The following is a 23,801-nucleotide window of genomic DNA, read 5'->3' as shown; positions in this document are numbered from 1 at the left end:
ATCGCTACTGCAGGTTGCCCCAGCGGTCGACCGCCGGTTCGGCCGACGCCCACTTCCAGTGCGTGCCTTGCTGGCACACATTCGCGAAGTACCAGTCGGCCTTGTCGCCGTCCTTCACCGAGAAAGCGAATTCCTTGCACAGCGCAAGCGGCGTCGAGTATGCGCGCGTGACGAGCACCTCACCTTCGCCGTTTTCCAGCGGCAGCGTGTTTTTCACCTTCCACGGCTTCACCTCGCCGACGGCCAGGCTGCCGGCCGCCTGCGCGATCGCATCCTGCTGATTCTGATGGAGCTGCTTCATCGTGCGGTGGACGGCCTCGTCGGTCGCCGCCTGCACGGCGATCCCGACACCGACGCCGACGGCCGGGTTCGCGGTGACGAGGCCCGTCGCCGCGCCGGCGAGCGCACCGCTCGCCGCGCCGACCGAGCCGCAGCCCGACAGCGCGGCGCTGGCCGCGCACAGCGCGCCGATCGCCGCGATACGGATCGCGACGCTCATTGCAGCGCGCCCCAGCGTTCGGTCGCCGGTTCCGCCGACGCCCATTTCCACACCGGACCGTCGCGGCAGATCGTGGCGACGTAGAACGCCGACTGCGCGGCCTTGTCGGCCTTCGCGGGCGTGTCGACCGCGAACACGATTTCCTTGCAGTCGAGCGGGCCGATGCTGAGCATCCGGCTGACCGTCACGCGGCCCTGTTCGTCGTCCTCGATCGGGAACGAATGGTGCGTGGTCCATGGCGCGACGCCGCCGACGTCGAGCGGGCCGGCCGCTTTCGCGATCTGTTCCTGCGTGTAGCGGTGCGCGACGCGCTGCGTGTACTGGACGCCCGCACGTGCGCCGGCGACGGCGCCGAGGCCGATGCCCGTCGCGACGGCGGCGTTGTTCGTGACCTTGGAAGCAATCGCGGCGCCCGCGATACCGGCGCTAGCAGTTGCGCCTTCGCTGTACAGCGAGTTGCAGCCGGACAGCAGTGCGGCCGTGGCGATCGCGGCCAGCACGATGCGCGCCGGCATGGCCCGGCGCGGCGGTTCGAAACGCATGTTCATCCCTGAGTGCAAGTCCTGTCTGGGTGAGCGGCGACGCGTGCGCGCCCCCTTGCCGCATCATTGTTTCGCAATTGTCATAGGAAAACTGCAAAGCTTTGACAAATCGCCGGGCGGCGGTTCGCGCGCGCACGCGCGGCGCTATTGTCGGACAGATGGTTGAGCCGGGGTCGAAACGTTACAAATTGAAGGGTATTGTTACCGTGGCATGCGCGGAAGCGACCTAGACTATTTAGTTATGGAATGTTTCTACGACGGCTCCGAGCCGCGCTGCATATGAGACACCCAGCCATGCGCCGTTCGAAACGCTTTTCTCCCCGGCCGCCCGATGCGGGTGCCGAGCGCCCGCGTCCGCAGACCGACGCGCCGGCCACACCGCCGGCCGGCGCGCCCGACGAGACGCCGCACGACGGCGATCACAACCAGGGCGGCGCACGCCCGGAAGGGCTCGACTATCAACGCGACCTCGGCCAGGAGCAGGACGCTTGAGCCCGTCACCGTTGCATTCCGCTGCCGCATTTCATTGCGCGCTTTGTTGCATCGCTCACATCTGAATCGCCGCGCGACTGCCTTCGGGCCGTCGCGTCCGCCTTGGCGCGCGCCGCGCGTCATCCAATCGAATCGAGGAGGGGAAGCCGCATGAGCAGATTGATCGTGGTATCGAACCGTGTCGCCGCCGGCGAGGACACGCGCCCGAGCGCAGGCGGCCTCGCGGTCGGCGTGATGGACGCGCTGAAGGAAACCGGCGGCGTCTGGTTCGGCTGGAACGGCGAGATCGTCGGTACGCCCGACGCCGCACCCGCGATCCAGCGGGACGGCAACGTCACGTACGCGACGCTCGGGCTGACCCGGCGCGACTACGATCAGTACTACCGCGGCTTCTCGAACGCGACGCTGTGGCCGGTGTTCCACTACCGCGGCGATCTCGCGCGCTTCGACCGGCAGGAGTACGCCGGCTATCTGCGCGTGAACGCGATGCTCGCGAAGCAGCTCGCCGCGCTGCTGCGGCCCGACGACCTGATCTGGGTGCACGACTATCACCTGCTGCCGTTCGCGCATTGCCTGCGCGAACTCGGCGTGAAGAACCCGATCGGCTTCTTCCTGCACATTCCGTTTCCGTCGCCCGACATGCTACGCGTCGTGCCGCCGCACGAGGAGCTCGTGAAATTCATGTGCGCGTACGACATCGCGGGTTTCCAGACCGATGCCGACAAGCAGGCGTTCACCGACTACGTCGAGCGGCGCGGCATCGGCGCGGCGAGCGACGACGGGATGCTGCATGCGCACGGCCGCGTCGTGAAGGTCGCCGCCTATCCGATCGGCGTGCATCCGGATGCGATCGCCGAGGCGGCCGTCCAGTACGGCTCGCGCAAGCCGGTGAAGACGCTGCGCGACGCGCTCGGTGGCCGCAAGCTCGTGATGAGCGTCGACCGGCTCGACTATTCGAAGGGACTCGTCGAACGCTTCCAGTCGTTCGAGCGGATGCTCGCCAACGCGCCGGGCTGGCAGGGGCGCGTGTCGCTCGTGCAGATCGCGCCGCCGACGCGCGCCGACGTGCAGACCTACCAGCGCATTCGCGAAACGCTCGAAGGCGAGGCCGGCCGCATCAACGGCCGCTTTTCGCAACTCGACTGGACGCCGATCCAGTACCTGAACCGCAAGTACGAGCGCAATCTGCTGATGGCGTTCTTCCGAATGTCGCAGGTCGGCTACGTGACGCCGCTGCGCGACGGGATGAATCTGGTCGCGAAGGAATATGTCGCGTCGCAGGACCCGGCCGATCCGGGCGTGCTCGTGCTGTCGGAGTTCGCGGGAGCCGCGGCCGAGCTGACGGGCGCGCTGCTCGTCAATCCGTACGACCTGTCGCAGATGGCCGATGCGCTCGAGCGCGCGCTGTCGATGCCGCTTGCGGAGCGGCAGGCGCGGCACGAAGAGAACCTCGCGCGGCTGCACGAGAACAACCTGTCGGTCTGGCGCGACACGTTCGTCGCCGACCTGCGCAGCGTCGCGGCGGCCGCGTCGGTCACGCAGCGCGCGGGCCGGCGGGCCGCGCATGTCTGAGCGCGTGGAGGAGGGCGTCGCGGCGGCTGAAGCGGCCGCTCGCTTCTTCATCGTCACGGGCGGCCCCGGTTCCGGCAAGAGCACGTTGCTCGATGCGCTCGAGCGTACCGGTTTCGCGCGCTCGCACGAGGCCGGGCGCGGCGTGATCCGCGACCAGATGGCGATCGACGGCCCGGCGCTGCCGTGGCGCGACCGGGCCGCGTTCGCCGAGCAGATGCTGAACTGGGAGATGCGTTCGTACCATCTCGCGCGATGCGCGCGCGGGCCCGTGTTCTTCGATCGCGGCGTACCGGACGTGATCGGCTACCTGCGGCTGACAGGCCTCGCGGTGCCCGCGCACGCGGAGGCCGCGGCACGGCGCTTCCGCTATCACCGGCGCGTGTTCATCGCGCCGCCGTGGCCCGAGATCTACGCGCAGGACACCGAGCGCCGGCAGGATTTCGCGGAGGCCGTGCGCACCTACGACGCGATGGTCCAGTGCTATACGGCGTACGGCTATCGGCTGATCGAACTGCCGCGCGTGAGCGTGAAGGCGCGTGTGCGCTTCGTGATGGACGCGCTCGACGCCGCATGACGCGCGGACGCGGCGCGCGGCGTCAGCTCGCCGCGTCGGGCCGCGGCGACGCGATGCGCAGCATGCTGACCACCGCGGCGACCGCCGCGAACACCGTGGCGACATAGAGCGCGATCGTCGGCCCGCGGTCGGGCGCCAGCCCGAAAATCAGTGCGACGAGCGCGGCACCGAGCGTCTGGCCCGTCAGGCGCGCCGTGCTCAGCATCCCGCCCGCGCCGCCGCTGCGCTCGCGCGGTGCCGACGACAGCATCGCGCGGTTGTTCGGCGACTGGAACAGCCCGAAGCCCGCGCCGCACAGCGCCATCCGCCACACGATGTCGACGGTGCCCGGGTGCGCGCCGATCGTCGCGAGCGACAGCAGCCCGGCCGCGAACAGCGCGAGCCCGATTCCGCCGAGGATGCCGGCCGAGTAGCGATCCGACAGCACGCCGGCGAGCGGCGCGGCGAATACGATCACGAGCGGCCACGGTGTCATGTAGAGGCCGGTCTCGACCTGCGAGAAGCCGAGCGAATGCTGCAGCCAGAACGGCAGCGCGACGAACGCGAGCATCTGCGACGTGAACGACGCGACCGACGTGCAGATCGACAGCGCGAACATCGGGATGCGCATCAGGTCGACCGGCAGCAGCGGCGCCGGCTGCGACAGCTGGCGCTTCACGAAGAAGTAGCCGACGCCGAACGCGACGGCCAGCTCGGCCGCGACATACGCGTGGTTTTCGCCGTGACCGAGCCCGTCGACGGCCATGATCAGCAGGCCGAACACGCAGGCGTTCATCAGCGCGCTCGGAAAGTCGTACGGCGCGTCGTGCAGCGGGTTGGCCGGCAGCGCACGGAGGCTGCCGAGCACCGCGGCGATGCCGATCGGCACGTTGACCGCGAACAGCCACGGCCACGACGCGAACGACAGGATCGCCGACGCGACCGTCGGGCCGATCGCCGACGACAGCGCGACCACCATCGCGTTGATCGACAGCCCGCGCCCGAGCATCGACGACGGGTAGATCATCCGCACGAGCGCCGCGTTGACGCTCATGATGCCGGCCGCACCGAACCCCTGGATCACGCGCATCACGGCGAGCATCGGCAGCGACCCGGCGAGCGCGCAGCCGAGCGATGCCGCGGTGAACAGCGCAAGCCCCGCGATGTAGATGCGGCGATAGCCGACGCGTTCGCCGAGCGACGCGAGCGGCAGCAGCGTGATCGTGACCGCGAGCTGGTACGCGTTGACGATCCAGATCGAGGCGGCATCGGACGCGTGCAGGTCGCGCGCGATCGTTGGCAGCGCGACGTTCGCGATGGCCCCGTCGAGCACGGCGAGCGTGATGCCCAGTGCGACGCAGACGATCGCCCAGTAGCGTTGCGGAAGCGGCAGGCCGGTATCGGCGTTCATGACGGGAGCGAAAGCGTGGTTGTCCGCGCGCCCGGGCGCCGGTTGCGTGCGCAACCATGCTTGCGGGTGGAGGCGGCGGTGAACGGCCCGGCCGGCCTGGCGGGGCCGAAGCGGGACCGGTCGAGTGTATCACCGGGCCGCATCGCGCGACGCCGACACCGACGGCCGCGGGCCGTCGGCCGGCGCGTGCCTTCAGCCTTCGAAGTCGAGGCCACCGAGCCGCACGAGCGGGTCGGCCTGCGTGCGCGACGCGAGATCGATGTCGCGCGCACCTTGCCATGCGGTCAACTTTCTCGGCAGCGCGCTCAGGTAGTGCTCGAACCGCACGGGCCCGTCGGGCGCCATCAGCCGTTCGATCTCGTCGGTGTCCCAGGTCAGCTCGAGGTTCAGCGGATGCACGAAGCCGCTCACGTGCTCGTGCGGCGCGCTGCGGATCTGCACGCGCGTCGGTTGCCCATGCCCGCCGTACGGGACGACGTCGGTCAGCACGTGATCGGCGAAGAAGGCGGCGATCGCCTGCGCAATGCGCGGCGCGAATTCGGTATCGAAACGGCGGGCGGTTTCGGGCTGCATGACGGCGTCTCCTGTGTGCCGAAAATCGTAGCACGGCGGTGCCGCGTTTCGGCGTGCGCGATACCCGTAATGGCGCGTTACCACTTGCTGCATCTATTACGGCCACTGGCAGCCACAATGCATCGCATCCAGTACCACTTCGCGTGGGAGTTCATCATGAAAAAGATTGCCGCAGTATGTGTCCTCGCCGGTTCGCTTGCCGTGGCAGGCCCGGCGTCCGCGCATGGCCGCGACGGGGGCGCCGTCATCGGCGCGCTGATCGGCGGCGCGGTGCTCGGCGCGATCGTGACGTCCGCGATGAATCCGCCCGTCGCGTACGAGGCGCCCGTGTATCAGGCACCGGCCTATCAGCCGCCGACGTACTACCAGGCGCCGGCGTACCAGCAGCCGGTTTATCCGACTTACCAGCAGGCGCAATACCAGGACGACGGCTCGAGCTATTGCTACGACCGCTATCAGCGCGCTTACGTGTGCGGCGCGCCCGTGTCGGGCGGCTATGCGCAGCCGGCCGGCTGGTAAGCGGGCGGGTGACGGGGCTCGGCACCGCGTCGTCGGTGTCGATTGAATCGCCGGTACGCAGGACGGCAAAAGGAAAGGCCCTCACGTGATGCGAGGGCCTTTGTCACTTTGTCATTCCGCGGGCGTCGGTTTTTGCACGTCAGGCGGCAGCCGCGCGCGGCCGCCTGCGGATACAAACGGTTGCAATTGGATCCGTGGGATCAGTGGCGATGGCCGCCACCGTCGCCGTCGTTCCAGTCTCCGCGGCGTCCGCCGCCGCGTCCCCAGCCGCCATGGTTGCCGCGATCGCCGCGATCGCGATCCCAGCCGCGGTAGTCGCGGTGTCCGCGATCCCAGTCGCGCCCGCCGCCGCCGCCCCAGATGTTGACCGTCCCGTAGACGGGGGCCGCCCCGTAGGCCGGCCCGTATGCGTAGCCGGGGTCGGCATAGTAGGGCTGTCCGTAGCCGTATCCGGCGTCCGGAGCGACGACGCACCCGGCCAGCAGCGTGGCGACGCCGGCGGCAGCAATGAGCTTCAGCATGATGTTCTCCCTTGGTTCCCCTATAAGTACCGCGCGCGGGGATTGCCGGCTGTTTGCAATTGTGTCGACAAATTACAGCTCCGTAAGGTCTTGCGGCGAAAGTGTTAGCATCCGGGGCCTATTTTGTTTATCAGGAGCACATCGATGAAATTCGCGATCCGGGCCGTCCTGGCCGCGCTTTGCGTGACGACCGCCGCCGCCTGCGCGGCCGGGCCCGCATCGGCGCCCGCCGTGTCGGCCGAGTCGATCAAGATGTTTCCGCAGCCGGCGGCCGGCCAGCAGCGCACGGTGATCGCGCTGCCCGCGCTCGAGAACGAAGGCGACGCGCGCATCGAGCTGATGATCGGCAAGACGCTGCAGACCGACTGCAACCAGCAATGGTTCGGCGGCGAGCTGACCGCCGAGGACGTGAAGGGCTGGGGCTATACGTACTATCGGCTGACCGACGTGAAGGGGCCGGCGTCGACGCTGATGGCCTGCCCGGGCCAGGCGCCGCAGCAGCGCTTCGTGCAGGTGCGCGGTGACGGCCAGCTGCTGCGCTACAACAGCCGCCTGCCGCTCGTCGTGTACGTGCCGGATGGTTTCGACGTGCGTTATCGCGTGTGGCATGCATCGAAGGACGTGCGGCACGCCGTGACGCAGTAAAGCACCGACCGGCGCGGTCATGCGGGGCGCTTGCCGCCGCACGGCCGCGCGGTTGGCGGGTTGCTTTCCGGGGCCCGCCGTTATCCGCCGCTCGCGTCCGCGAGCGCCGGCCAGCGCGGCTTGCGCGACCGCCTCCAGATCGCGACGGCTCGCGCCGTCGCGCGCCTGAATCGACATCCCCTGTTGCACCGTCACGTAGTAGCGTGCGATCGCTTCGAGGTTCGCGTGCGTGGAGAGCTCGCCGGTTGCAACGCCGTCGCCGAGCCGCGCGCGTAGCGCGGCAACCGTCTGCTCGCGCATCGCGATCAGCGTTTGCCGGACCGTGTCCGATCGCTCCTCCGGATGCCGCGCCGACAGCACGATCAGGCAGACGGTTGGCTTCGACCGACGCGGTGCTGTGCCGGTCACGCCGCCGGCGACGGCGGCATGCGCCGAGCAGATCAGCGCCAAAAATGTGGCCGGGGCTGCGAGCGTTCGAATCATGTCCGAAATCCGTGTGCAGGCGAAGGTTCGGGATTCTATGCAATCTCCAGCGCATGTCCGTCGCGATCGGACCGGCCGCGATCGTGTGTCGCATGTCGCAGTGATGACGCGATGATGAATGGAAGAGGATAACGAACGGTTTTACAGGTGCAGCGCATAATTCATTTACAAAGTGATCAAGCGTACTTACGATGACGCCAATTTGGGCTAGCGGAACTTCGTATGCGTACAGTCGATCGGGCGATGCTTGCCGCACTCTGCCTTTGTCTTGCAGCATGCGGCGGTGGCGACGACAGCGCGGCGCCGGCACCGCAAACCGTTGCGGGCACATCGACATCGCCCGCTGTACCTGCCGGCGCCGCATCCAGCGCATCGGCTTCGTCGACGAATTCAGGCAGCCCTGCATCGACTGCAGGCTCGACCGGCGCCGCGTCCGGCGCGACGCTTCTGCCTTCCAGTGGCACCCAACCGATTCTGGTCGCCGACGTGACGGTCTCTCCGGCCGCCGACGGCGGCGACCAGGCCGACGCGTTGCAGAAGGCGTTTGACAGCTTGCGGGCCGGCCAACGTCTGGTCATCGCACCGGGCCGCTACGTCGTCGGGCATTCGCTTGCCGTGACGGTGCCGCAGGTGGTGATTTCCGGATACGGCGCGACGCTCGCCGCCACGAATCCGGCGGACCAGACGATCGTGATGAGCGGCGTCGGTTCGACGCTCGTCGGCGTGACGCTGGCCGGCACCGGCACCACGCGGCTCACGACGCCGGAGTCGACCAAGGTCGAGGTGACGGGCACCGACGTTCAGGTGCTCGGCGTGACGATCCAGGGCGGCGCGAGCGCCGGAATCTTCGTGTTCGGCGGCAACGATATCGCGATCGTGGGCAATACCGTGCGTGCGACGCTGGCCGACGGCATCCATACGACCTACGGTTCGACCAACGTGCTGGTGCGGAACAACACGGTGACGGGCACCGGCGACGACTTGATCGCCGTGGTCAGTTATCTCGGCGACGGTCGTCTCAGCAGCAATGTGCTGATCGACAGTAATGCGGTGTCGGGGAATTACTGGGGGCGCGGCATTTCGGTCGTGGGCGGGCAGGGCGTGACGATCTCGAACAATACGGTCGACGGCGTCGAGAAGGCGGCGGGCATTTTGGTCGCGAAGGAGGACAGCTCGAAGACGTATGGGGCGTCGAACGTCGTCATCACGGGCAATACCGTGACCAATATCCAGAACTCGAACGTGAACAGCGGGCTGCAGCCGACGCAGCAGGGTGCGATTGAGCTGGATACGTGGTCGGGAGCGGTGTCGGGCGTCACGGTTGCGGACAACCGCGTATCGGGCTCCGGCTACGCGGGTTTCCGGGCATACGGGAACGTGTGTTCGTTCAGCGTGACGGGCAACACGTTCTCGTCGATCGCCGGGTTGCCGGTCTGGTTGTTGACGAACGGTTGCGCGGCGAACCAGATCGTCGTCGATGCGAATCGGCTCGGGGACGGTAGTGTGCTGGCGCTGCCGGCGGGGGCGTCGTCGACGGGGACGTTTGCCGTGACGGGCGCGAATGCGAGTTTGATGCCGCAGGTCAGGACGGGGTTAATGCAGTGATGGGGGCGGGGAGGCCTTGGCCAGGGCTGGGTGACGATGATTGGCGTATGCGATTCCGGCGTAGTCGATGGGTTAGATCGGAACGTTACGGGGGCCGACGGCGTGATGTGATGAACTGGATACGGTTGCGGGAAACTGCTGGCGTCGACAGAACTAACATTGATCAGCTTGTCCCTTGTCATATGCGGCAGGGGCCGTGTTGTATTGCGAAAACTCATTAGAACCGTTGCCGCTATAGGCCCGATCGGATTCGATCAAATCCGAGGATGGGATACCGGTCGCATGCAACAACTGTCCTTCAGGCTTCAGTAGCTGGTTGCTTAGGTCACTTTTTTGCCTTACTTGATCCGTCGACGCGTTGCGGCTGGTCAATATATCTATCGGATAGAAGTGCTCCATATTTTGAAGCTTCATTTGTGAGTCGTTATTTTCATGCGCATCGTCTTTGAGATGCCGCCGGGCTGCATTGGCCATCATGATGCGGTCGAGCTCTCTTTATTCGGTGAGCTCGTAGCCCCCGTCTATCCCGCGAGCTATTGCTGCAGCTTCGCAACCATCGGTTCTAGCACCTGAGATTCGCGCTGCGCTTTCACCGCATACAGTTCATCTTTCGGATGCACGCAATCCGTCAGCATTGACTTCCAGTTCGGAAGGCTCCGAATGTAATCGTATTGGGCAATCAGGGTGACGCCTTTCGATGTCGCCACGTCTCGCATGATGGCGACGTAGGCGCCGAGATTCTTGTGCTTCACGTCGCAAGTCGGATTCGGCTCCTCGAGGAGGGGCGTCTCGCCCGCCGCCCTCACGTCATCCACGAACTTCTCGAGCGCAGCACGATAGTCTGACTCGGACACGTTGCCCGGGCGCGAGTCATTGATGCCGTAGTTAGCCAGGACGATCTGCGCTGGCTGGGTGGACAGGCGCTTTGCGAGCGGCAGGCTGTAGAAAGGCGCGAGTCCATATACGGCCGATTTGATGTCGGCACCGCCGATGCCGTGATTTTCCACGGTAACGGTCGGTCCGAACTTGGCCCGTAGCGCATTCTGAAGAACCAAAGGTGTGGTGTTCTGCGTCTGCACGAACTTGCCGTTGATCTTCTGATAGCCGTAGATCGTCGAGTCGCCCTCGGCGTCGATGATGACAGGGCTAGGCTTCTGGCTTTTGTCCGCAGGCGACGGCGTCGCGCTGGTGACGCCTCCAACGCCGTGGACGAAATTATGCTCAAAACGGCAAGTGCCGCGGCGCTACCCGTCTTGGGTCGAGTGTATTTGAGCTTCACGGAGACGATAGAGGAGAGACGCAGCAACGACATGTAGTACCCATTGTAGCAACCAATGTAGTACCTACAAACGACCTGGAAAGCCCGTCAGGCAAGCCAGATAAGGCTTTGCTGGGGAGCTCTGGTCCCCCGACAGAATCCATGCTGGTCCGCCGGCTATGGGAATAGCCGGCAACCTTTGAAGAAATACCCCCAAAAATACCCCCAGGAGTGATCTGTAGAGGGCTCGGGCAGGACGATGCTCGGCACATTCTGCCGTTGGCCCAAACCCGCCTCGTCGCGACGCAAGATGCCGCGGGCATATTGCGGCCCAAATCTGCTCATGTGTCGACATGCTATTCATTGCCGGTCCCGACCGAGACGCACAGGAGTGGGCTGCCGTGGGCGGGAGCGTCGGGTGGTTCAAGTCGCAGCAGAAAGTCGAAGTACCGTCCGGTGAGCTTCCCGAGTTGTTCCTGTACTGCGCCGAGCCGGATCAGGCATTGGGCGTCCCAGTTCATGCCCACGACGAGCTCGCTCGTTTCGCAGTTCCACTCGCTCAGTAGAATCGCAGCGGCGCGGGCGTTTTCTTCGGCGAACCGCTCGATGCGCTGCTCGATGTAGCGCACGTCGTCACGCATCAGCGTGCCGGAGATGCGCAGCGAGACGGCGTGTGCTACTTCATCGTGCCTCAGATACACCGTCGCGATACCGCCCAGATGTCGGGACACCCGATCGAGCTGTTCGTCTTCCAGATCGTCCTGGACGGGCAGTGCACCCGACAAGACGTAGCGTGCTGGTTCTTCCATCGTATCCTCAGCTGATTCGGTTATCCTAGGTCCGCGGTCGGTAATGGCGTATCAAGTCGCGTGTGTCAGGGTGCTGGCTGCCGGAACCTGTCCAGAATCTGCGCTTGGCGCCGCAGGAAGGCCTCCAGTTGCAGGTGCTCGTAGGCGAGTTCCTCAAGCAGCTCGACGTGTTCGGCGAGGCCGACGGGAACGAACGACGGCTCTCCATACCGCACGCGTTTGAAGATGGCGCCGGTCCGCGCCCATTTTTGGGAGAATTCTTCCAGTGTGTCTTCGACCGACTCCGCTTCGTCGTCGGTGAGCGCACCGCGAATGCGGGTCATGAAAGAGTGCGTGACGGCATCGATCGCGAAATAGACATCGGCCGGGTTCGCGATACTCTCGGCGAACTGTTGGGCGTGACTGTGCCGAAAATTGTCGAGGACGGACAAGGTGCCGCAGATTTCGTAGGTGAATGACATAGCATCTACTCCAGCAAAGGACTGCTGTTTTTTCGGGGCGTATGCAGTCGAATTTTCCTGCACGCGATAACGTCGAAGCTCGATCGTGTACTTATCACGCTAGTCAACAGAAACGTATATGTCAAATGAAAATCCACGTTTGGATAACTTTGCGCTGCGTCTGAAGCAGGAGCGGCGGCGCCTGCGTATGACGCAGGACGAATTGGGCAACTCTGGTGGCGTTCGAAAACAGGCGCAGTCCAACTATGAGAAGGGTTTGAGGTACCCGGACGCCAACTACCTGGTTGGAATTGCAGAGGCCGGGGTTGATGTTCAGTATCTGCTGACTGGTCAAACGTCAAATCCTGCGACGCTCCGGCTTGCCGATGAGGAGGAGCGACTTCTCGCAGGCTTCAGAGAATTGAAGAGTCGGGAGAAGAGGGGCGTGCTAGCGCTGGTCGACGCGATTAACGGACCCGTGTCGGGGGAGTCGGACGGCACCGAGGACAATTGATCGCAACGTGATGATGTAACTGGCCGAGGCGGGCGAATATGGGGACGCCTCCCTGACTGCAACTTGTCGGCGGTCGGAGCCGCACACACCGTTCGCTGCCGGTTCAGCGCGACTTCGTGCCGCAGCCACCGCTACACCGGCGCAATCAACATGGACGTGGGACCCAGACGCTCTCAGTTGCCGTCATGGTGAGTCGGCGGCGTACATGCTGCCCATACCGACAATTGAGCCTCACTGTTTCGACCTATCAATGGTGCGCATAGAGTTCCATGTGCATGGCGCCCAAAACCGGCGCAAGCCTATCCTGCTGTAAGGACTTTCGCTGTGTGTCAACGGTTTTTTGGGCCGGTGATGTTCGTCGCCGGATGTGTTTCTGATGTGCGTGGATCACACGCTCGATTCGCGATGTCGGCTCACGCTTGTTGAGTCACGTGCGCAGTGGTTGTTGAACGCACGATGCATTTTTTAACGCGTTTTCCCGTGCTGCGTGATTGCATCGCATTTGCACAGTTCTACTTGCTATCTGTTTTTCGGACGCAACCGAGATTGGCGCGAAGGTGTGAGCCTTTACGCAGCAAGTTTGCTCGGCACGATGTACGACCTGATGTTCGATCTCTGCGTGGTTCGCTGCTCCTTTGTCGTGAGACGGTAGTCGCTGCGTTTGTGCTCAGCCGTAGAGGTGGCAGACTGCATCCCTGTAACCGGCCTTGTTGCGCCAGAACTGCCGGCGCGGGCCATCATATCGAAGCCGCCCGGGAGCGCCCAATTCAGTCCAAGACGCAGCCCGCGCAGCGGCGATCAACCGCCACGCATGAGGCTGGCCAGCAGGATAGCCGGGGTTTGCTCCCGTTCGGTCTGACCTCATGTTGCTATCGCACGGTGCAGCGGGGAAGAAGTACGCGGTACTACACGGTCGCCGCCGGCGCGCGATAGCGCTGCCAGGCGAGCGGATCGTAGGTTTCGTCGTGCGCCAGCATCGCCCATAGCATGCGGGCGTGTTTGTTGGCGATCGCGACGAGTGTCTTGTGATAGCCCTTGCGGTGACACAGGTCGACGATCCAGCGTCCGAGGCGGGAGAGGCGCTCGGGCAGGCAGCGCAGGGCCGACTGCAGGGCGCTGCGCGCGCCTTGCACAAGCAAGCTTCGCAGATAGCCGTCGCCGTGCCGGGTCACCTTGCCCAGTCGGGCCTTGCCACCGGAACTGTGCTGCTGGGGTGTGAGGCCGAGCCAGGCACCGAATTGCCGGCCGTTCTTGAAACTAGATGCATTGGAGACCGTCGCGACGAGTGCGCTGGCAGTGAGGGGCCCGATGCCGAGGAGCGCCCGCAAGCGCTGAGCCGGTGCGCTGTCGACCAGATGCGCGGCAATCTCGGCGTCGCATCGCGCCACGCGATCGTCGAGGGCGGCGAACTGTTCGCGTGCTTCCAGCAGCAGCGCTCGTACCTGCGCGGGCAGTCGCGCGTCCTCGGTGAGGCGGGGCAGCGCGGTGCGCAACGTCGAACGGGAGCGACCCAGCACGATCCCGAACTCGGCGAGCAGGCCTCGCAGGCGATTGATCAAGGCGGTGCGCTCGTCGACCCAGCCCTGGCGGGCACGGTGCCAACTCAGGATGGCCTGCTGTTCGACCGTCTTGACGGTGACGAACCGCATCGTCGGTTGGCGGGCGGCAACCGCGATCGCTTCGGCGTCCGCTGCGTCATTCTTGCCACCTTTACGGAACGGGGTAACGAATTCCGGCGCGATCAAACGGACGACATGACCGCGGGCTGAGAACCAGCACCCCCAGTGATGGGCTGAACTGCATGATTCCATGGCAATGACGCCGTCGGGTGCCTGGACCGCCCAGCGTTCGAATGCGGCCCGCCGCAGTACGCGTCGCTCAAGGACCGCGCCGCGTTCGTCGAGCACGCAGATCGCGAAGACTTCCTTGGCCAGATCAATACCGATCGTGAAGGGACTGTTCATGAATTCACCTCGTCATTCGAGAGAAGACGGCACATTGTGCGACGTGGGCCGTCGCGTGCGCTAGCGGTGCGCCGCAGCGCCGAAAGTCCCTGATATTCACTACTTCGCTTTCCATATTTTTCTTGGCGTTAACGTGATTTTTACGCGCGCGATGTGCAGATCGTGTGCAATGAAAATTCGCGTCCTCTGCAATCACAATGTGTCGCAGTGTGAGGCTGGCAGCGCAAGCAAGTTAGCCCGGCATGCATAGGCGATCGATCCCGAGTGAGATAGCTGTAGATGAGTGGACGGTAGCGTGTTAGATCGCATCGTCGGTATGGTGTGCTCGACGAATCGCACCGTGTCGTCAGACTGCGAATCGCAGCTGATCTAAGGTCGCTTGGTTGCGACAATATACGCAAGGCAGCGGCAGTTCTATCGCGAAGGCGTCGCAAATTGCAGGGAGCCAGTGGTGCATGTTGCGTCCGCGCGCTGGCACGATCGAATGCATTCTCGGTGTTCTTGGGCGTGACGTGCCAAGCGTATGATGGTCTCCGAGATTTACGTGCGTGTGCACGAATGAAAGGGCGGGTGTGCTGCCGCTCGTGTCGAATGGGACATGGACGGCAAGATAAAAATATTTTGCATTCCGAGACATTCCTCTGGTTGCTGATGCGTTCCTTTCATCTGAAAACCGCATTCAACCAGTGTTGACGTTGAGTTGATGCCTGCGCAAGATGCTATCAACGGTATATGTCGGAGCGAGTCATGTCGGTATCCAGACGTTTCACGCGAGCGCAGTGGGAAGCGTTGGGTCGCAGACTTGACGCACTGCCGGAAAAACCCAAAGACGAGCAGTCGGTCAAGGTCGGGGATGGCGTCAAGTCGATTCGGAAGCAAATCAGCGCAGCGCGCGAAAAGGGTTACACGCTGCTGGAACTGGTTGAACAAGCAGCACAAGACGGCATCGGTGTGAGCCTCAATTCTCTGAGATATGCGATGCGTCGTGCGGATGGAAAGGGACGAGCTCGGCACGGCGGACGGGAAGCGGAACGGTGTCAACCGGTGCCAGGTCCGAACACGAAGTCGTCGCAAAGCGGTATGGCCAGCATTGACTCGAAACGCCCCCGATCCCAAGCGAATAGCGTGAGAGAAGCGACTAAGCCGAGGCAAGGGGTTCAGGGCTTCCTCGGATTCCCGATCAGCCCGGATAGCGAAGACTTGTAGAGGCGCGACATGGCAGGCGAAGAGCTGACCATCGCTGCAACGATTTGTGACCGCCGGTGCGGATGTTTTCGTACTTGCTGGGTTGTCGTGCCAGCCTGCAGCCTGGGGGATGGTATTGATGACGGATGGGGCCGAGCATCGATTTAGATCGGCGGGACGCGGAGGGCTGGATGTGACGGGCAGCAACCACCAGTTGGATGCGCATTGCTTCTTTGATCGACATGACCCTACGAGAGACGGACAGCGGCTTGCAAGAAGCTATGTCTATGAAAGGGACGCGCTTGTGGTGCTCTCCTTCGCATAGCTTTCAGATGGCACGATTAGCCAAGTAATTGACAATCTTTCTTCTGTGAAAGGTTCGGTACATTTGCGTGCCAGCCTGTCAATTTTGGTTAAATGAGGCCTATGTACATGTAGGTGCTGCCCCAATCTCCTGCTCTCGTCTGCAGATTTGGTATCCTGTAATGTACGAAATGGTGATTCGCTCGTCCCGGTATGTGGGTTGATCGCCTAAATCAATACGAAATCAAAAAAATCGAGAGGGCGGCTGTGTCACTATCCGAAACAATAAGTAGCTTTGCCGCGGGGGCGGTTGACTGGAATAGGCGTCCTGTAGCGCTGAACTTTGGTCGGTTGCAAAGTACCTTAGGGCATTTGCTTGCGCTTCAGCACGCAAACGTTCGCGAGGGGTTAATGGCCGGCATCCACGGACACCTCACCTGCGTATCAGCTCGCCATGATCTTTCACCGAAGCTGTTCATTGGCGTGCCTATCTCGGTGCGGCTTGTCACTGACCGTGGTCAGCTTCATTTGATCAACGCGATCGTCCAGGACGTACAGATTGGTCAGAGCGACGGCGAACTCTGTGTGTACCAGCTCACAATCTGCGACGCGCTATCCCTGATGGACAAGCGCACCAATTCTCGAGTGTTTCGCAAGCTGAGTGTTGTTGACATCCTGGGTACGCTGTTCAACGAATGGCGGCAGCGCAGTCCTGCTCTTGCTCGTGCGTTTGAGTTCGACCTGTCCGGTCTGAGTCGCGATCGCTATCCGGCTCGCGAATTGACTCGACAGGTAAACGAATCAGACGCGAAATTCGTACGTCGCCTGTTGCGTCGCGAAGGGATCACGGTTTTCGCCAAAGCCGGGACGGCTCAGAGCGAGCGCACTACCCATGACGACACACCGACTCATACACTGGTGTGTTGCGATGATCCCGGGTCGCTACCTGAAGCGCCAGCCGGTACGGTGCGCCTGCACCCTCGTGATGCCGGCACGGAGGAGCGCGATACGGTCACGTTGTTTGCGCTGCATGCGCGGCTGGTGCCGGGCATGACCAGCCGCCCATCGTGGGACTACAAGAAGGCTCGAATCGACGAATCGACTGTGGCGGGCAGCGTCGATCAGGGCGAGGCCGGGAATGACCTTGCGAAGCTCTTGACCGACGTGGCGATCGACGTCCCGCATGCGGGTGACTCGTGGGACGATCATGAACGGCTCACGCGCGCGCGGATGCTGGCGCATCAGTTCGAGGCAGAGCAGTACGACGGAGCAAGCGGCGTACGCGATCTTGCCGTTGGCACATGGATCACCCTGGCCGGCGATCCAGACTTGGATATGCAGTCGATCGACAAGAGACAGTTCGTCCTTACATCGATCGATCACGAGGTCTGGAACAATCTTCCGAAGGGATTGACCGAACGCGTGCAGGCACTGTTCGCTGCGAGCCACAATCTTGCGTTTCAATCGCGACCGCGGCCGTCTGCGTCGGCGGAAGAGGCGGACACGCGTTACGAAAATACATTCACCTGCGTGCGCCGTGGGGTGCCGCTCACACCGGCCTACGATCCGAAAATCGATTTGCCGCCGGTGCACCTGCTGACTGGTGTGATCGTGACGCGTAATGGAGAGGAAGTCGTCTGCGACGAACTCGGCCGAGTTTACGTGCGGATCCAAGGGCTCGATCCGGCGGATCACACCCACGCGCAAGGCGCTGGCACTAACGACAACGTTGGTGATAGTGCTCCGATACGCGTCGCATCGAGCCTAGCGGGAACACAGTTCGGGGCTTCGTTCCTGCCTCGCGCCGGAATGGAGGTTTTGCTGGGCAGCATCGGGGGCGATCCCGACCGGTTGGTGATCATTTCGGTGCTGGGGAACGGCGTGAATCAGCCGGCTACATTCACCCATACCGGCTCATTGCCGGGAAACCGTTATGTGTCCGGGATCAAGACAAAGGAAATTAAGGGCAAGCGGTATAACCAGCTCAGGCTCGACGATACACCGGGGCAAATTTCCAGCCAGTTGGCGAGTGAGCATGCACATACCCAATTGAACCTTGGCTACCTGACTCAACCACGTGACAACGGTGTGGGGCAGGATCGTGGTGAAGGCGCGGAACTGCGCACCGATGCAGCGGCCGCTTTACGGGCGGCGCAAGGCATTCTGCTGACCACCTATGCGCGGTCGCAGGCGAGCGGCGGGCAACTCGACCGCGACGAATTACTTCAACTGCTTGGTGAATGTACTGAGCTATTTAAGTCACTCGGTGATTACGCCGGGCAGCACGGCGGCCAAGCCGCTGATACGGCAGGTCAGGCCGCTGTTTCGCAAGCTTTCAAGAGCTGGGCACCAAGCAGCGGTACGTCGGAATCCGGATCTGGGCCGGCAGCAACTTCGCAGGCATTGATGGCGTTAGGCGCGCAGGCTGGGTCGGTCAATGTCACTCCAAAGACGCATGTTACCTACGCGGGTGAGAACATCGATCAGGTCGCGCAGCAGCATCTCCAGTTGATGAGCGGTCAGCGTTTTAACGCGACTGCGGGTCAGGGCATGCAGTTGTTTGCGCGTGGCACGGGTGTGCAAGCCGTCGCGGGCGAAGGCCCGATGTTGCTGCAGGCTCAGGCTGATTCGCTAACGGCGAATGCGCAGAAGGGGGTTAAGATCGCGACCAACGAAAACGAGGTGTTGGTGACCGCACCAACGATTCGGCTAGTCGCTGAGGATGGCAGCTATATCAAGATCGGCGATGGTGTGACGCTCGGCACGAACGGCGATATCAAGCTGCTATCAGCTTCGCATCAATGGGGCGGACCATCAACGCAACAAGCTTCGAAGACTTCCTTCGCCAACCAACCAACCGATCAGCGTTTCCGATTGCATTTTCCGGGACAAGACGGCGACACGCCGGTTGCCGCGAACCGCGCATATCGAATGACGCTGGATGATGGGCGCGTCGTCGAAGGCAAGAGTGGCCCCGACGGATTGACAGATCTCGTATCGGACGATGCGATGCGGATCGTCAAGATCGATATCCTGAAAAATCCGCTCGCTTGAGCTAGCTACGACGATGACCAATACCTCGCAACCGACCGTTGTTTCGCAGGGCATGGCTGTGACGATGTCCAATCGTCCCGGTCCGCGAAACGTCCAGATTCCGGCCGATCGGCCAGGCGTTGTAATTTTCCTGCATGGCGTTAATGATCCGGGCGCCAACTATGATCACATCGAGCAGGGGTTATGCGAAGGGTTGAACGAACGCCTCAGCCGCAGCGATCTGAAGCCGGGTGTGTATGGTGCACTCTTTAACAAGGCCGTGAAGTATAAGAGTGACAATCCCAACTTTGATCAGTGGAAGGACATCAAGTACGATCCGGACACCTATCTTTATCAGCGAACCGAAATCACTGAAGGTCAGAGCAAGACTCATAGTATGTTTATCCCGTTTTATTGGGGATATCGAGCGTCGGACGGTGAGATCAAAGGCGGGGAAAAAAATCCGTCGACGTTTCGTGGTCAGTATCAGGACGGCAACGGAAACCGCTTGGGCAAGAAGTTCGCGAAAGGCGGTGGGATGTTCAACAATGCAACCACGAATATTCCGGCAATGTACGATGCTGGCTGGATGGACAACGCTGCCAACTGGGGTGCTGGTCTATTCATGAGCGACTACCAGTACAGTTCGTCAAGCCCGAAGCGGCACTACTACGTTCTGGCCGCGGTACGTCTCGCAATGTTGATTCGCGAGATCCGGAGAGTTGACCCGAATGAAACGGTGACGGTAATGGCCCATAGTCAAGGGACCGTTATTACGCTGCTTGCGCAGGCAATGCTTGCTGAGAGTAAAGAGGACGGTTCGCGATGCGCTGATTGCGTGATTTTGGCTGACAGTCCATACAGCCTGACTGAGCCTGCGATGGCTCAGGCTGCTCAGCCGAGTGCGACTCCTTACACGCTTCGCGGCAAGCTCAATACTCTCGTCAACATTGTCCAGGCAATCACTGCACATCCACACTCAGAGCCGCCGCTATCGCAACTCATCTGTAAGGACGACAACCCTGATCATCAGGGGCGCACCGGACGCGGGTGGAGTCCCGCGCAGGCAAGCCGAAAAGACAAGGATGGCAAGGCCTATCCGTTCACGGAACGGGACAATCGAGGCAAAGTTTACTTGTACTTTTGCACCGAGGACACCACGGTCGATCTCATGACAGTCAAGGGCATCGGCACGCATGGTGTGCCGGATACTGTCGACGAAATATGGCAGGGAACACGCAAGTTGTTGGGGATGCCGATGAAATCCACGACCACGCTAAAGGCGATGGACGTGCTGAAGACGCATCGGTTCTATCAGCGACTCTGGTCGAAGGTTTCTACCGATTTATACGGCCGACCCCGTTTCGTCGGGAAAAAGCCCGAATACTATGATGGTCAATACCTGGGGGACGACCGAAAGTTTGAGAAGCGCTTGATTAACGCAGACGAGTTGTTTCCCCCGTATCAGCCAAATCTCTATGGTGATGAAGCAATTCGTGGCACGGAGCGCAAGGCGGGTAAGGATAAACCGGACTATGTGGCGCGTGACACTCTTCTCGGTAACCCAAAAGCTAAAGTGAAGTTTATTCCCTTGACAGGCTTACCCGAAGATGTGCGTAAGCAAGGCAGTCCGGCGATCATGAAATGGTATAACGGGAAGATTGCGGACCCCGAGGATCAAACCAACGTCGTTCGCGCGGCCGACGGGTATGGAATAAATTGGGAGCGTGAGGAATCGCCCAACGAGACACGCGCGCGACTGGAGACGGATAGTGGTAAATGGGACGATAATTCATACCATTCCGCGATTTATCGAGATTCGAATAACATGCGACGTGTTGCGGCTATGGATGTTGCGATTGGTCAAGCACGCAGTCTCGATGATCCGGATATGAGGAAGCTGTTGGTGGCGATTGCTGACTGGAAGTTGGATTCAGCAAAGCTTAAAGAAGTTCAGAATAACAAATGTTATGGAAATTTGCTTGGTTCGTCTCAGGGGATAATCGAAAAAAGTTCTAAGTATTATTCTCGGGGAGAGTTTCCGTCCGACATTGTTCCCAAAACGCCGCCAAAGATGGTGGACGGGGAGACATTTGCTCAACGCGAGAAACGCCAATGAATGTAAGCTTGTCACCTTTGTCGCGCCCCCGGTTGCGCGGGTACGTGTTGATACTTGTCGCGCTGGCGTTGGCTTGGACAGTTGTTACGCTGGCGCGGTCGTATCACTACTGGGAAAACACTGGCATCGAGGATCCGCATATGGGTAGTACGATACGCAACGGTTTTTTGGTAATTGTAGGTTTGGTGGCCGCTGCATATGCTGGGCAGTGGATCTGGCGAGCGTCGCATGGCGAAGGTCGGGCTGCGGCGGTGCAGCCTGTTGCGACCGCAGCTGAACTGACCACGCCGCAGACGAACTCCGAGAACGCTAAAATTTTGGCAGGGACGGGGGCCAAATACGCATTGGAGATTCGTGCGGTTGGGTTGGCGGTAACGGGGCGACACCAAGACACGATCTGGAAGCAAATTGTCACAAAATCGAATAATTACGAGACGGTCCTTTCCTCCGACCCAAAGGATTACGGGGAAAATCCGGATGAGCGTAGGACCTTTGCAGAAGTGGCTGCTGGTGCCTCATTTAAATATGCCGCTGGCGAAGCTGTTGATCACTGGCCAATTCCTGTAATTATTTACGGGCCGCCCAAAGGGGCTGATAGCCACTATCGAGCGGCATATGAAATTTCCGATGTGCGCCAAAAGGCCGGGCTTGGCGTTACTCAATTTCTTTGGTTGGATGACGCCAATGCCAGCAGCGCGGCACCCGCTATCGACAGGCTGTTTAAATTTTTCGACGAGCATCCTGATGTTCCGGCTGCGCTGGTGATGAGTCAAGATGGTATGGTTAATCGTTGGGGGCTAAATACACCCGGGGCACCAAAAGAGCCGCAGGGCGCGTTTATTCCACCTGTCATCGATAGCATGAGTGCATTGCTTGTTGCAAGAACGGATCGCGTTAATAAACTCGTTCGCCCATATCAGGTCGACATGCCGGGTGATATCGATAACACAAAGACGCAATACGACGTCGTCAAGTTGTGGAACTTCTACTGGAAGGAGGATAGTGCTTTTTCCGATAAGGTAGAGGCTGAAGCTGGCGGGCACTTTTATGGCCCTCCGACAATGCGTTCCGACTGGTGGATATCGAAATTGCCCGAGTTGTGGAAAGAGGTGACTAACAAGGGGCCAGGAGAATTCCAGTCAAGTCCGTATCTACCGGTTCGCTGGGCCAACTGGCAAGTCGAGGAGTTCGATGAGGCACCTTTGTTGGGCTACCTTCATCGTCCTGTCGACATCAAGTTGACCGATGACAACGGGAAGTTGTTGAAGCGAACTGACCAAGTGAAGCAGTTGCAGGAGGGCTGGAAGCAGGCAGTGGCGACACTACCGGATGGGGCAAAGCCCACGCGCGTGTTCTATGACACAACCCGAGATCGCGAGTGGACGATTCCACTTACGCAAGCGTTGCACGGGAACACTGAAGGTATCGATCTCAGTAACGTCAAGGAGGGCTACGATGTCGGTCGGCGCATCGGCAATACTGGCGTTAGCTCGGCGCTCGTCCAATTGTCGCTCGCGACTATCGCGAACTATGAGGAAGGCGGAAGTAGTGCGACGATCAATCTGATGGACGATGGTCGAGCGAGCATTGTGATGGTCAGTCCCCCGGACGAGGCAACCAAGGCCAAGAATTCGGAGCATCGTGGCCCGAACCCCTTCCGATATCGGATGCCGCATTAACCAGTTTGGGAGGCGCGTATGCGCGGTGTAATACGTGTCGGTGACTCGACTTCGCATGGTGGGCGTGTTCAAACTGGCCGCGAGAATTCAACGGTGATGGGACGAGCCGTCGCATGCGTTGGGGATCGCTGCACTTGCCCCATGTCTGGTCACGACCACTGCGAAATCGTGGAAGGCGACGAAAACGTGCGCATTGATGGTCGCGCGGTTGCTTTTGACGGTCACAAGACATCATGTGGCGCTGCGCTGATTTCGTCGATTCCGACATCGGGACGTGCTTAGCAGGGCATACGCGGGTGGTTGGGAACCGGAATGATGTCGGCCCTGTGGTGAACGTCGCTGGTCGTGGATGTATCACCGCTCGAAACCACCTTGCGTTCATTGCTGACGACTCACGTATGAATTCCTAGTACGAAGCCGTCCGAAGTGGATGTGGCCGGTGTTGACCTGAGGCGTTCCGGACCTCAGGAGAAGATCGGGGGAAACGCCCAAGTCATGGCGACTGGTGCAAAGGTAGCCCGGATACTGGGGGACTTATAGAGCGGACAGTGGCCCAAGGTGGTTTGCTATATTAGGACCGGTTAACTGGCCCACCTCAAACAATCTGTGCAAGAACGCGATCCAGTGGTTCCGTCCCGAGCCTATGCCGATCCGTCTCCCTCAACGGCAGCTAATGACGTTGCACTCAGCTACATCTTATTTCGGCATCCCGTAAGCATCGCCAGTCAGCAGCAATACCGAAACTTCGGGTTTAGATTGGCGCAAAGCGTCGACCGACGCAACGTAGCGTCTGGGCTCAGCATGGGGAATGGCCACCCCATACTTCGCGTTCCAATCTGCCGGCCGCATCTCGAAACAGGCTAAGCCGGTGCCAAGGGTGATGAGCTTGCTGCCTAGCGGCGTCATCACCAACCGGCATCCCCCAAGGATCGTCATGCTGTTTTGGTAGCGTCGCCAAGCAGATCAAGGCGAACATCGTGCTCGACGATGTTTCCATCAACGAAGTGGGGGGCGACAATTATGTTGGCCGGTCGTTGACGTTTGTTTTGGCCGGTGGTGAGGAGTCGGAGGCGGCGTAGCCG

Annotated in this window: 23 protein-coding genes and 1 pseudogene; 12 read left to right on the top strand and 12 right to left on the bottom strand. The window is 61.5% G+C overall.

Annotated elements, in window-relative coordinates; all coding sequences use genetic code 11:
- Window positions 1-4 precede the first annotated feature (4 nt).
- Together DIE23_RS18575 and DIE23_RS18570 are read right to left on the bottom strand one after the other, a co-directional pair.
- Window positions 5-499 carry a hypothetical protein gene (locus tag DIE23_RS18575; protein ID WP_124613473.1) on the bottom strand — a complete coding sequence of 165 codons (495 nt, stop codon included), beginning with the start codon at window positions 497-499 and terminating at the stop codon, window positions 5-7.
- Complete coding sequence (locus DIE23_RS18570; protein ID WP_124613472.1) at window positions 496-1,047, bottom strand: hypothetical protein; 552 nt, start codon at window positions 1,045-1,047, stop codon at window positions 496-498. The genes DIE23_RS18575 and DIE23_RS18570 overlap by 4 nt, the downstream gene beginning before the upstream one ends.
- A 288-nt stretch (window positions 1,048-1,335) precedes the next feature.
- Between DIE23_RS18570 and DIE23_RS18565 the strand changes: the two genes are divergently transcribed.
- From DIE23_RS18565 to DIE23_RS18555, 3 genes are all read left to right on the top strand, one after another.
- Window positions 1,336-1,533 carry a hypothetical protein gene (locus tag DIE23_RS18565; RefSeq protein ID WP_124613471.1) on the top strand — a complete coding sequence of 66 codons (198 nt, stop codon included), beginning with the start codon at window positions 1,336-1,338 and terminating at the stop codon, window positions 1,531-1,533.
- Window positions 1,534-1,683: 150 nt separating this feature from the next.
- Window positions 1,684-3,105, top strand: coding sequence for an alpha,alpha-trehalose-phosphate synthase (UDP-forming) (gene otsA, locus DIE23_RS18560; RefSeq protein ID WP_124613470.1), 1,422 nt, complete (start codon window positions 1,684-1,686; stop codon window positions 3,103-3,105).
- Window positions 3,098-3,679, top strand: coding sequence for an AAA family ATPase (locus DIE23_RS18555; protein ID WP_124613469.1), 582 nt, complete (start codon window positions 3,098-3,100; stop codon window positions 3,677-3,679). The genes otsA and DIE23_RS18555 overlap by 8 nt, the downstream gene beginning before the upstream one ends.
- Window positions 3,680-3,701: 22 nt before the next feature.
- Here DIE23_RS18555 and DIE23_RS18550 read toward each other — a convergent pair whose 3' ends face one another.
- Both DIE23_RS18550 and DIE23_RS18545 read right to left on the bottom strand, forming a co-directional pair.
- Complete coding sequence (locus DIE23_RS18550) at window positions 3,702-5,069, bottom strand: MFS transporter (protein ID WP_124613468.1); 1,368 nt, start codon at window positions 5,067-5,069, stop codon at window positions 3,702-3,704.
- A 192-nt stretch (window positions 5,070-5,261) separates the two neighbouring features.
- A complete protein-coding gene (locus tag DIE23_RS18545; protein WP_124613467.1) occupies window positions 5,262-5,642 on the bottom strand; it encodes a DUF5594 family protein in 381 nt (126 codons plus the stop codon).
- A 117-nt stretch (window positions 5,643-5,759) separates the two neighbouring features.
- Here DIE23_RS18545 and DIE23_RS18540 point away from each other — a divergent pair, with 117 nt between their 5' ends.
- A complete protein-coding gene (locus DIE23_RS18540; protein ID WP_124613466.1) occupies window positions 5,760-6,161 on the top strand; it encodes a hypothetical protein in 402 nt (133 codons plus the stop codon).
- A 200-nt stretch (window positions 6,162-6,361) separates the two neighbouring features.
- Here the strand turns inward: DIE23_RS18540 and DIE23_RS18535 are convergent, their stop codons facing one another.
- The gene (locus DIE23_RS18535; RefSeq protein WP_124613465.1) at window positions 6,362-6,682 is read right to left on the bottom strand and encodes a hypothetical protein; all 321 of its coding nucleotides are present in this window, start codon (window positions 6,680-6,682) and stop codon (window positions 6,362-6,364) included.
- 144 nt (window positions 6,683-6,826) lie between these two features.
- On the opposite strand from DIE23_RS18535, the gene eco reads away from it, so the two are divergent.
- Window positions 6,827-7,327 (top strand): serine protease inhibitor ecotin, encoded by a 501-nt coding sequence (gene eco / locus DIE23_RS18530; RefSeq protein ID WP_124613464.1) that lies wholly within the window; start codon window positions 6,827-6,829, stop codon window positions 7,325-7,327.
- 108 nt (window positions 7,328-7,435) lie between these two features.
- Here the strand turns inward: eco and DIE23_RS40210 are convergent.
- Window positions 7,436-7,720: pseudogene (locus tag DIE23_RS40210) on the bottom strand (TetR/AcrR family transcriptional regulator); the annotation flags it as partial.
- A gap of 537 nt (window positions 7,721-8,257) precedes the next feature.
- Here DIE23_RS40210 and DIE23_RS18520 point away from each other — a divergent pair.
- The gene (locus DIE23_RS18520; RefSeq protein ID WP_260436111.1) at window positions 8,258-9,415 is read left to right on the top strand and encodes a right-handed parallel beta-helix repeat-containing protein; all 1,158 of its coding nucleotides are present in this window, start codon (window positions 8,258-8,260) and stop codon (window positions 9,413-9,415) included.
- Between the two features lie 153 nt (window positions 9,416-9,568).
- Here DIE23_RS18520 and DIE23_RS18515 read toward each other — a convergent pair whose 3' ends face one another.
- The 4 genes from DIE23_RS18515 to DIE23_RS18500 all read right to left on the bottom strand — a co-directional run bounded on the left by DIE23_RS18515 (window position 9,569) and on the right by DIE23_RS18500 (window position 11,943).
- Window positions 9,569-9,892 carry a hypothetical protein gene (locus DIE23_RS18515; RefSeq protein WP_124613462.1) on the bottom strand — a complete coding sequence of 108 codons (324 nt, stop codon included), beginning with the start codon at window positions 9,890-9,892 and terminating at the stop codon, window positions 9,569-9,571.
- 56 nt (window positions 9,893-9,948) lie between these two features.
- Window positions 9,949-10,527: a GDSL-type esterase/lipase family protein gene (locus DIE23_RS18510; protein ID WP_260436110.1), complete on the bottom strand. Its 579-nt coding sequence runs from the start codon at window positions 10,525-10,527 to the stop codon at window positions 9,949-9,951.
- 502 nt (window positions 10,528-11,029) lie between these two features.
- Window positions 11,030-11,482 carry a hypothetical protein gene (locus DIE23_RS18505; protein ID WP_124613460.1) on the bottom strand — a complete coding sequence of 151 codons (453 nt, stop codon included), beginning with the start codon at window positions 11,480-11,482 and terminating at the stop codon, window positions 11,030-11,032.
- A 65-nt stretch (window positions 11,483-11,547) separates the two neighbouring features.
- Entirely contained in the window at window positions 11,548-11,943 is a 396-nt protein-coding gene (locus tag DIE23_RS18500) for a hypothetical protein (RefSeq protein ID WP_124613459.1), read from the bottom strand.
- A gap of 118 nt (window positions 11,944-12,061) precedes the next feature.
- Between DIE23_RS18500 and DIE23_RS18495 the strand changes: the two genes are divergently transcribed.
- Window positions 12,062-12,436 carry a helix-turn-helix domain-containing protein gene (locus DIE23_RS18495; RefSeq protein ID WP_260436108.1) on the top strand — a complete coding sequence of 125 codons (375 nt, stop codon included), beginning with the start codon at window positions 12,062-12,064 and terminating at the stop codon, window positions 12,434-12,436.
- Window positions 12,437-13,341: 905 nt separating this feature from the next.
- Here the strand turns inward: DIE23_RS18495 and DIE23_RS18490 are convergent.
- A complete protein-coding gene (locus tag DIE23_RS18490) occupies window positions 13,342-14,400 on the bottom strand; it encodes an IS110 family transposase (protein WP_124613458.1) in 1,059 nt (352 codons plus the stop codon).
- Between the two features lie 747 nt (window positions 14,401-15,147).
- Between DIE23_RS18490 and DIE23_RS18485 the strand changes: the two genes are divergently transcribed.
- The 5 genes from DIE23_RS18485 (at window position 15,148) to DIE23_RS18465 (ending at window position 23,001) form a co-directional block, all read left to right on the top strand.
- Window positions 15,148-15,606, top strand: a complete 459-nt coding sequence (locus DIE23_RS18485) for a hypothetical protein (RefSeq protein ID WP_124613457.1) — start codon at window positions 15,148-15,150, stop codon at window positions 15,604-15,606.
- A 549-nt stretch (window positions 15,607-16,155) separates the two neighbouring features.
- The gene (locus tag DIE23_RS18480; RefSeq protein WP_409364239.1) at window positions 16,156-18,942 is read left to right on the top strand and encodes a type VI secretion system Vgr family protein; all 2,787 of its coding nucleotides are present in this window, start codon (window positions 16,156-16,158) and stop codon (window positions 18,940-18,942) included.
- 13 nt (window positions 18,943-18,955) lie between these two features.
- A complete protein-coding gene (locus DIE23_RS18475; protein ID WP_124613455.1) occupies window positions 18,956-21,040 on the top strand; it encodes a DUF3274 domain-containing protein in 2,085 nt (694 codons plus the stop codon).
- Window positions 21,037-22,719 (top strand): DUF2875 family protein, encoded by a 1,683-nt coding sequence (locus tag DIE23_RS18470; RefSeq protein WP_185646489.1) that lies wholly within the window; start codon window positions 21,037-21,039, stop codon window positions 22,717-22,719. Before DIE23_RS18475 ends, DIE23_RS18470 begins: the two co-directional genes overlap by 4 nt.
- A gap of 18 nt (window positions 22,720-22,737) precedes the next feature.
- Window positions 22,738-23,001 carry a PAAR domain-containing protein gene (locus tag DIE23_RS18465; protein WP_124613454.1) on the top strand — a complete coding sequence of 88 codons (264 nt, stop codon included), beginning with the start codon at window positions 22,738-22,740 and terminating at the stop codon, window positions 22,999-23,001.
- 414 nt (window positions 23,002-23,415) lie between these two features.
- Here DIE23_RS18465 and DIE23_RS18460 read toward each other — a convergent pair whose 3' ends face one another.
- Window positions 23,416-23,655 carry a hypothetical protein gene (locus DIE23_RS18460; protein WP_185646488.1) on the bottom strand — a complete coding sequence of 80 codons (240 nt, stop codon included), beginning with the start codon at window positions 23,653-23,655 and terminating at the stop codon, window positions 23,416-23,418.
- Window positions 23,656-23,801 lie beyond the last annotated feature (146 nt).

Origin of the sequence: Burkholderia sp. Bp9143 (genome assembly GCF_003853645.1) — a bacterium.
GTDB lineage: Bacteria > Pseudomonadota > Gammaproteobacteria > Burkholderiales > Burkholderiaceae > Burkholderia.
This window is presented reverse-complemented; position numbering and strand designations above follow the sequence as displayed.

Coding starts and splice junctions, on each gene's coding strand:
- DIE23_RS18575 (WP_124613473.1), bottom strand. CDS start 499: ATGAGCGTCGCGATCCGTATCGCGGCGATCGGCGCGCTGTGCGCGGCC.
- DIE23_RS18570 (WP_124613472.1), bottom strand. CDS start 1,047: ATGAACATGCGTTTCGAACCGCCGCGCCGGGCCATGCCGGCGCGCATC.
- DIE23_RS18565 (WP_124613471.1), top strand. CDS start 1,336: ATGCGCCGTTCGAAACGCTTTTCTCCCCGGCCGCCCGATGCGGGTGCC.
- otsA (WP_124613470.1), top strand. CDS start 1,684: ATGAGCAGATTGATCGTGGTATCGAACCGTGTCGCCGCCGGCGAGGAC.
- DIE23_RS18555 (WP_124613469.1), top strand. CDS start 3,098: ATGTCTGAGCGCGTGGAGGAGGGCGTCGCGGCGGCTGAAGCGGCCGCT.
- DIE23_RS18550 (WP_124613468.1), bottom strand. CDS start 5,069: ATGAACGCCGATACCGGCCTGCCGCTTCCGCAACGCTACTGGGCGATC.
- DIE23_RS18545 (WP_124613467.1), bottom strand. CDS start 5,642: ATGCAGCCCGAAACCGCCCGCCGTTTCGATACCGAATTCGCGCCGCGC.
- DIE23_RS18540 (WP_124613466.1), top strand. CDS start 5,760: ATGCATCGCATCCAGTACCACTTCGCGTGGGAGTTCATCATGAAAAAG.
- DIE23_RS18535 (WP_124613465.1), bottom strand. CDS start 6,682: ATGCTGAAGCTCATTGCTGCCGCCGGCGTCGCCACGCTGCTGGCCGGG.
- eco (WP_124613464.1), top strand. CDS start 6,827: ATGAAATTCGCGATCCGGGCCGTCCTGGCCGCGCTTTGCGTGACGACC.
- DIE23_RS18515 (WP_124613462.1), bottom strand. CDS start 9,892: ATGATGGCCAATGCAGCCCGGCGGCATCTCAAAGACGATGCGCATGAA.
- DIE23_RS18505 (WP_124613460.1), bottom strand. CDS start 11,482: ATGGAAGAACCAGCACGCTACGTCTTGTCGGGTGCACTGCCCGTCCAG.
- DIE23_RS18500 (WP_124613459.1), bottom strand. CDS start 11,943: ATGTCATTCACCTACGAAATCTGCGGCACCTTGTCCGTCCTCGACAAT.
- DIE23_RS18495 (WP_260436108.1), top strand. CDS start 12,062: ATGTCAAATGAAAATCCACGTTTGGATAACTTTGCGCTGCGTCTGAAG.
- DIE23_RS18490 (WP_124613458.1), bottom strand. CDS start 14,400: ATGAACAGTCCCTTCACGATCGGTATTGATCTGGCCAAGGAAGTCTTC.
- DIE23_RS18485 (WP_124613457.1), top strand. CDS start 15,148: ATGTCGGTATCCAGACGTTTCACGCGAGCGCAGTGGGAAGCGTTGGGT.
- DIE23_RS18475 (WP_124613455.1), top strand. CDS start 18,956: ATGACCAATACCTCGCAACCGACCGTTGTTTCGCAGGGCATGGCTGTG.
- DIE23_RS18470 (WP_185646489.1), top strand. CDS start 21,037: ATGAATGTAAGCTTGTCACCTTTGTCGCGCCCCCGGTTGCGCGGGTAC.
- DIE23_RS18465 (WP_124613454.1), top strand. CDS start 22,738: ATGCGCGGTGTAATACGTGTCGGTGACTCGACTTCGCATGGTGGGCGT.
- DIE23_RS18460 (WP_185646488.1), bottom strand. CDS start 23,655: ATGACGATCCTTGGGGGATGCCGGTTGGTGATGACGCCGCTAGGCAGC.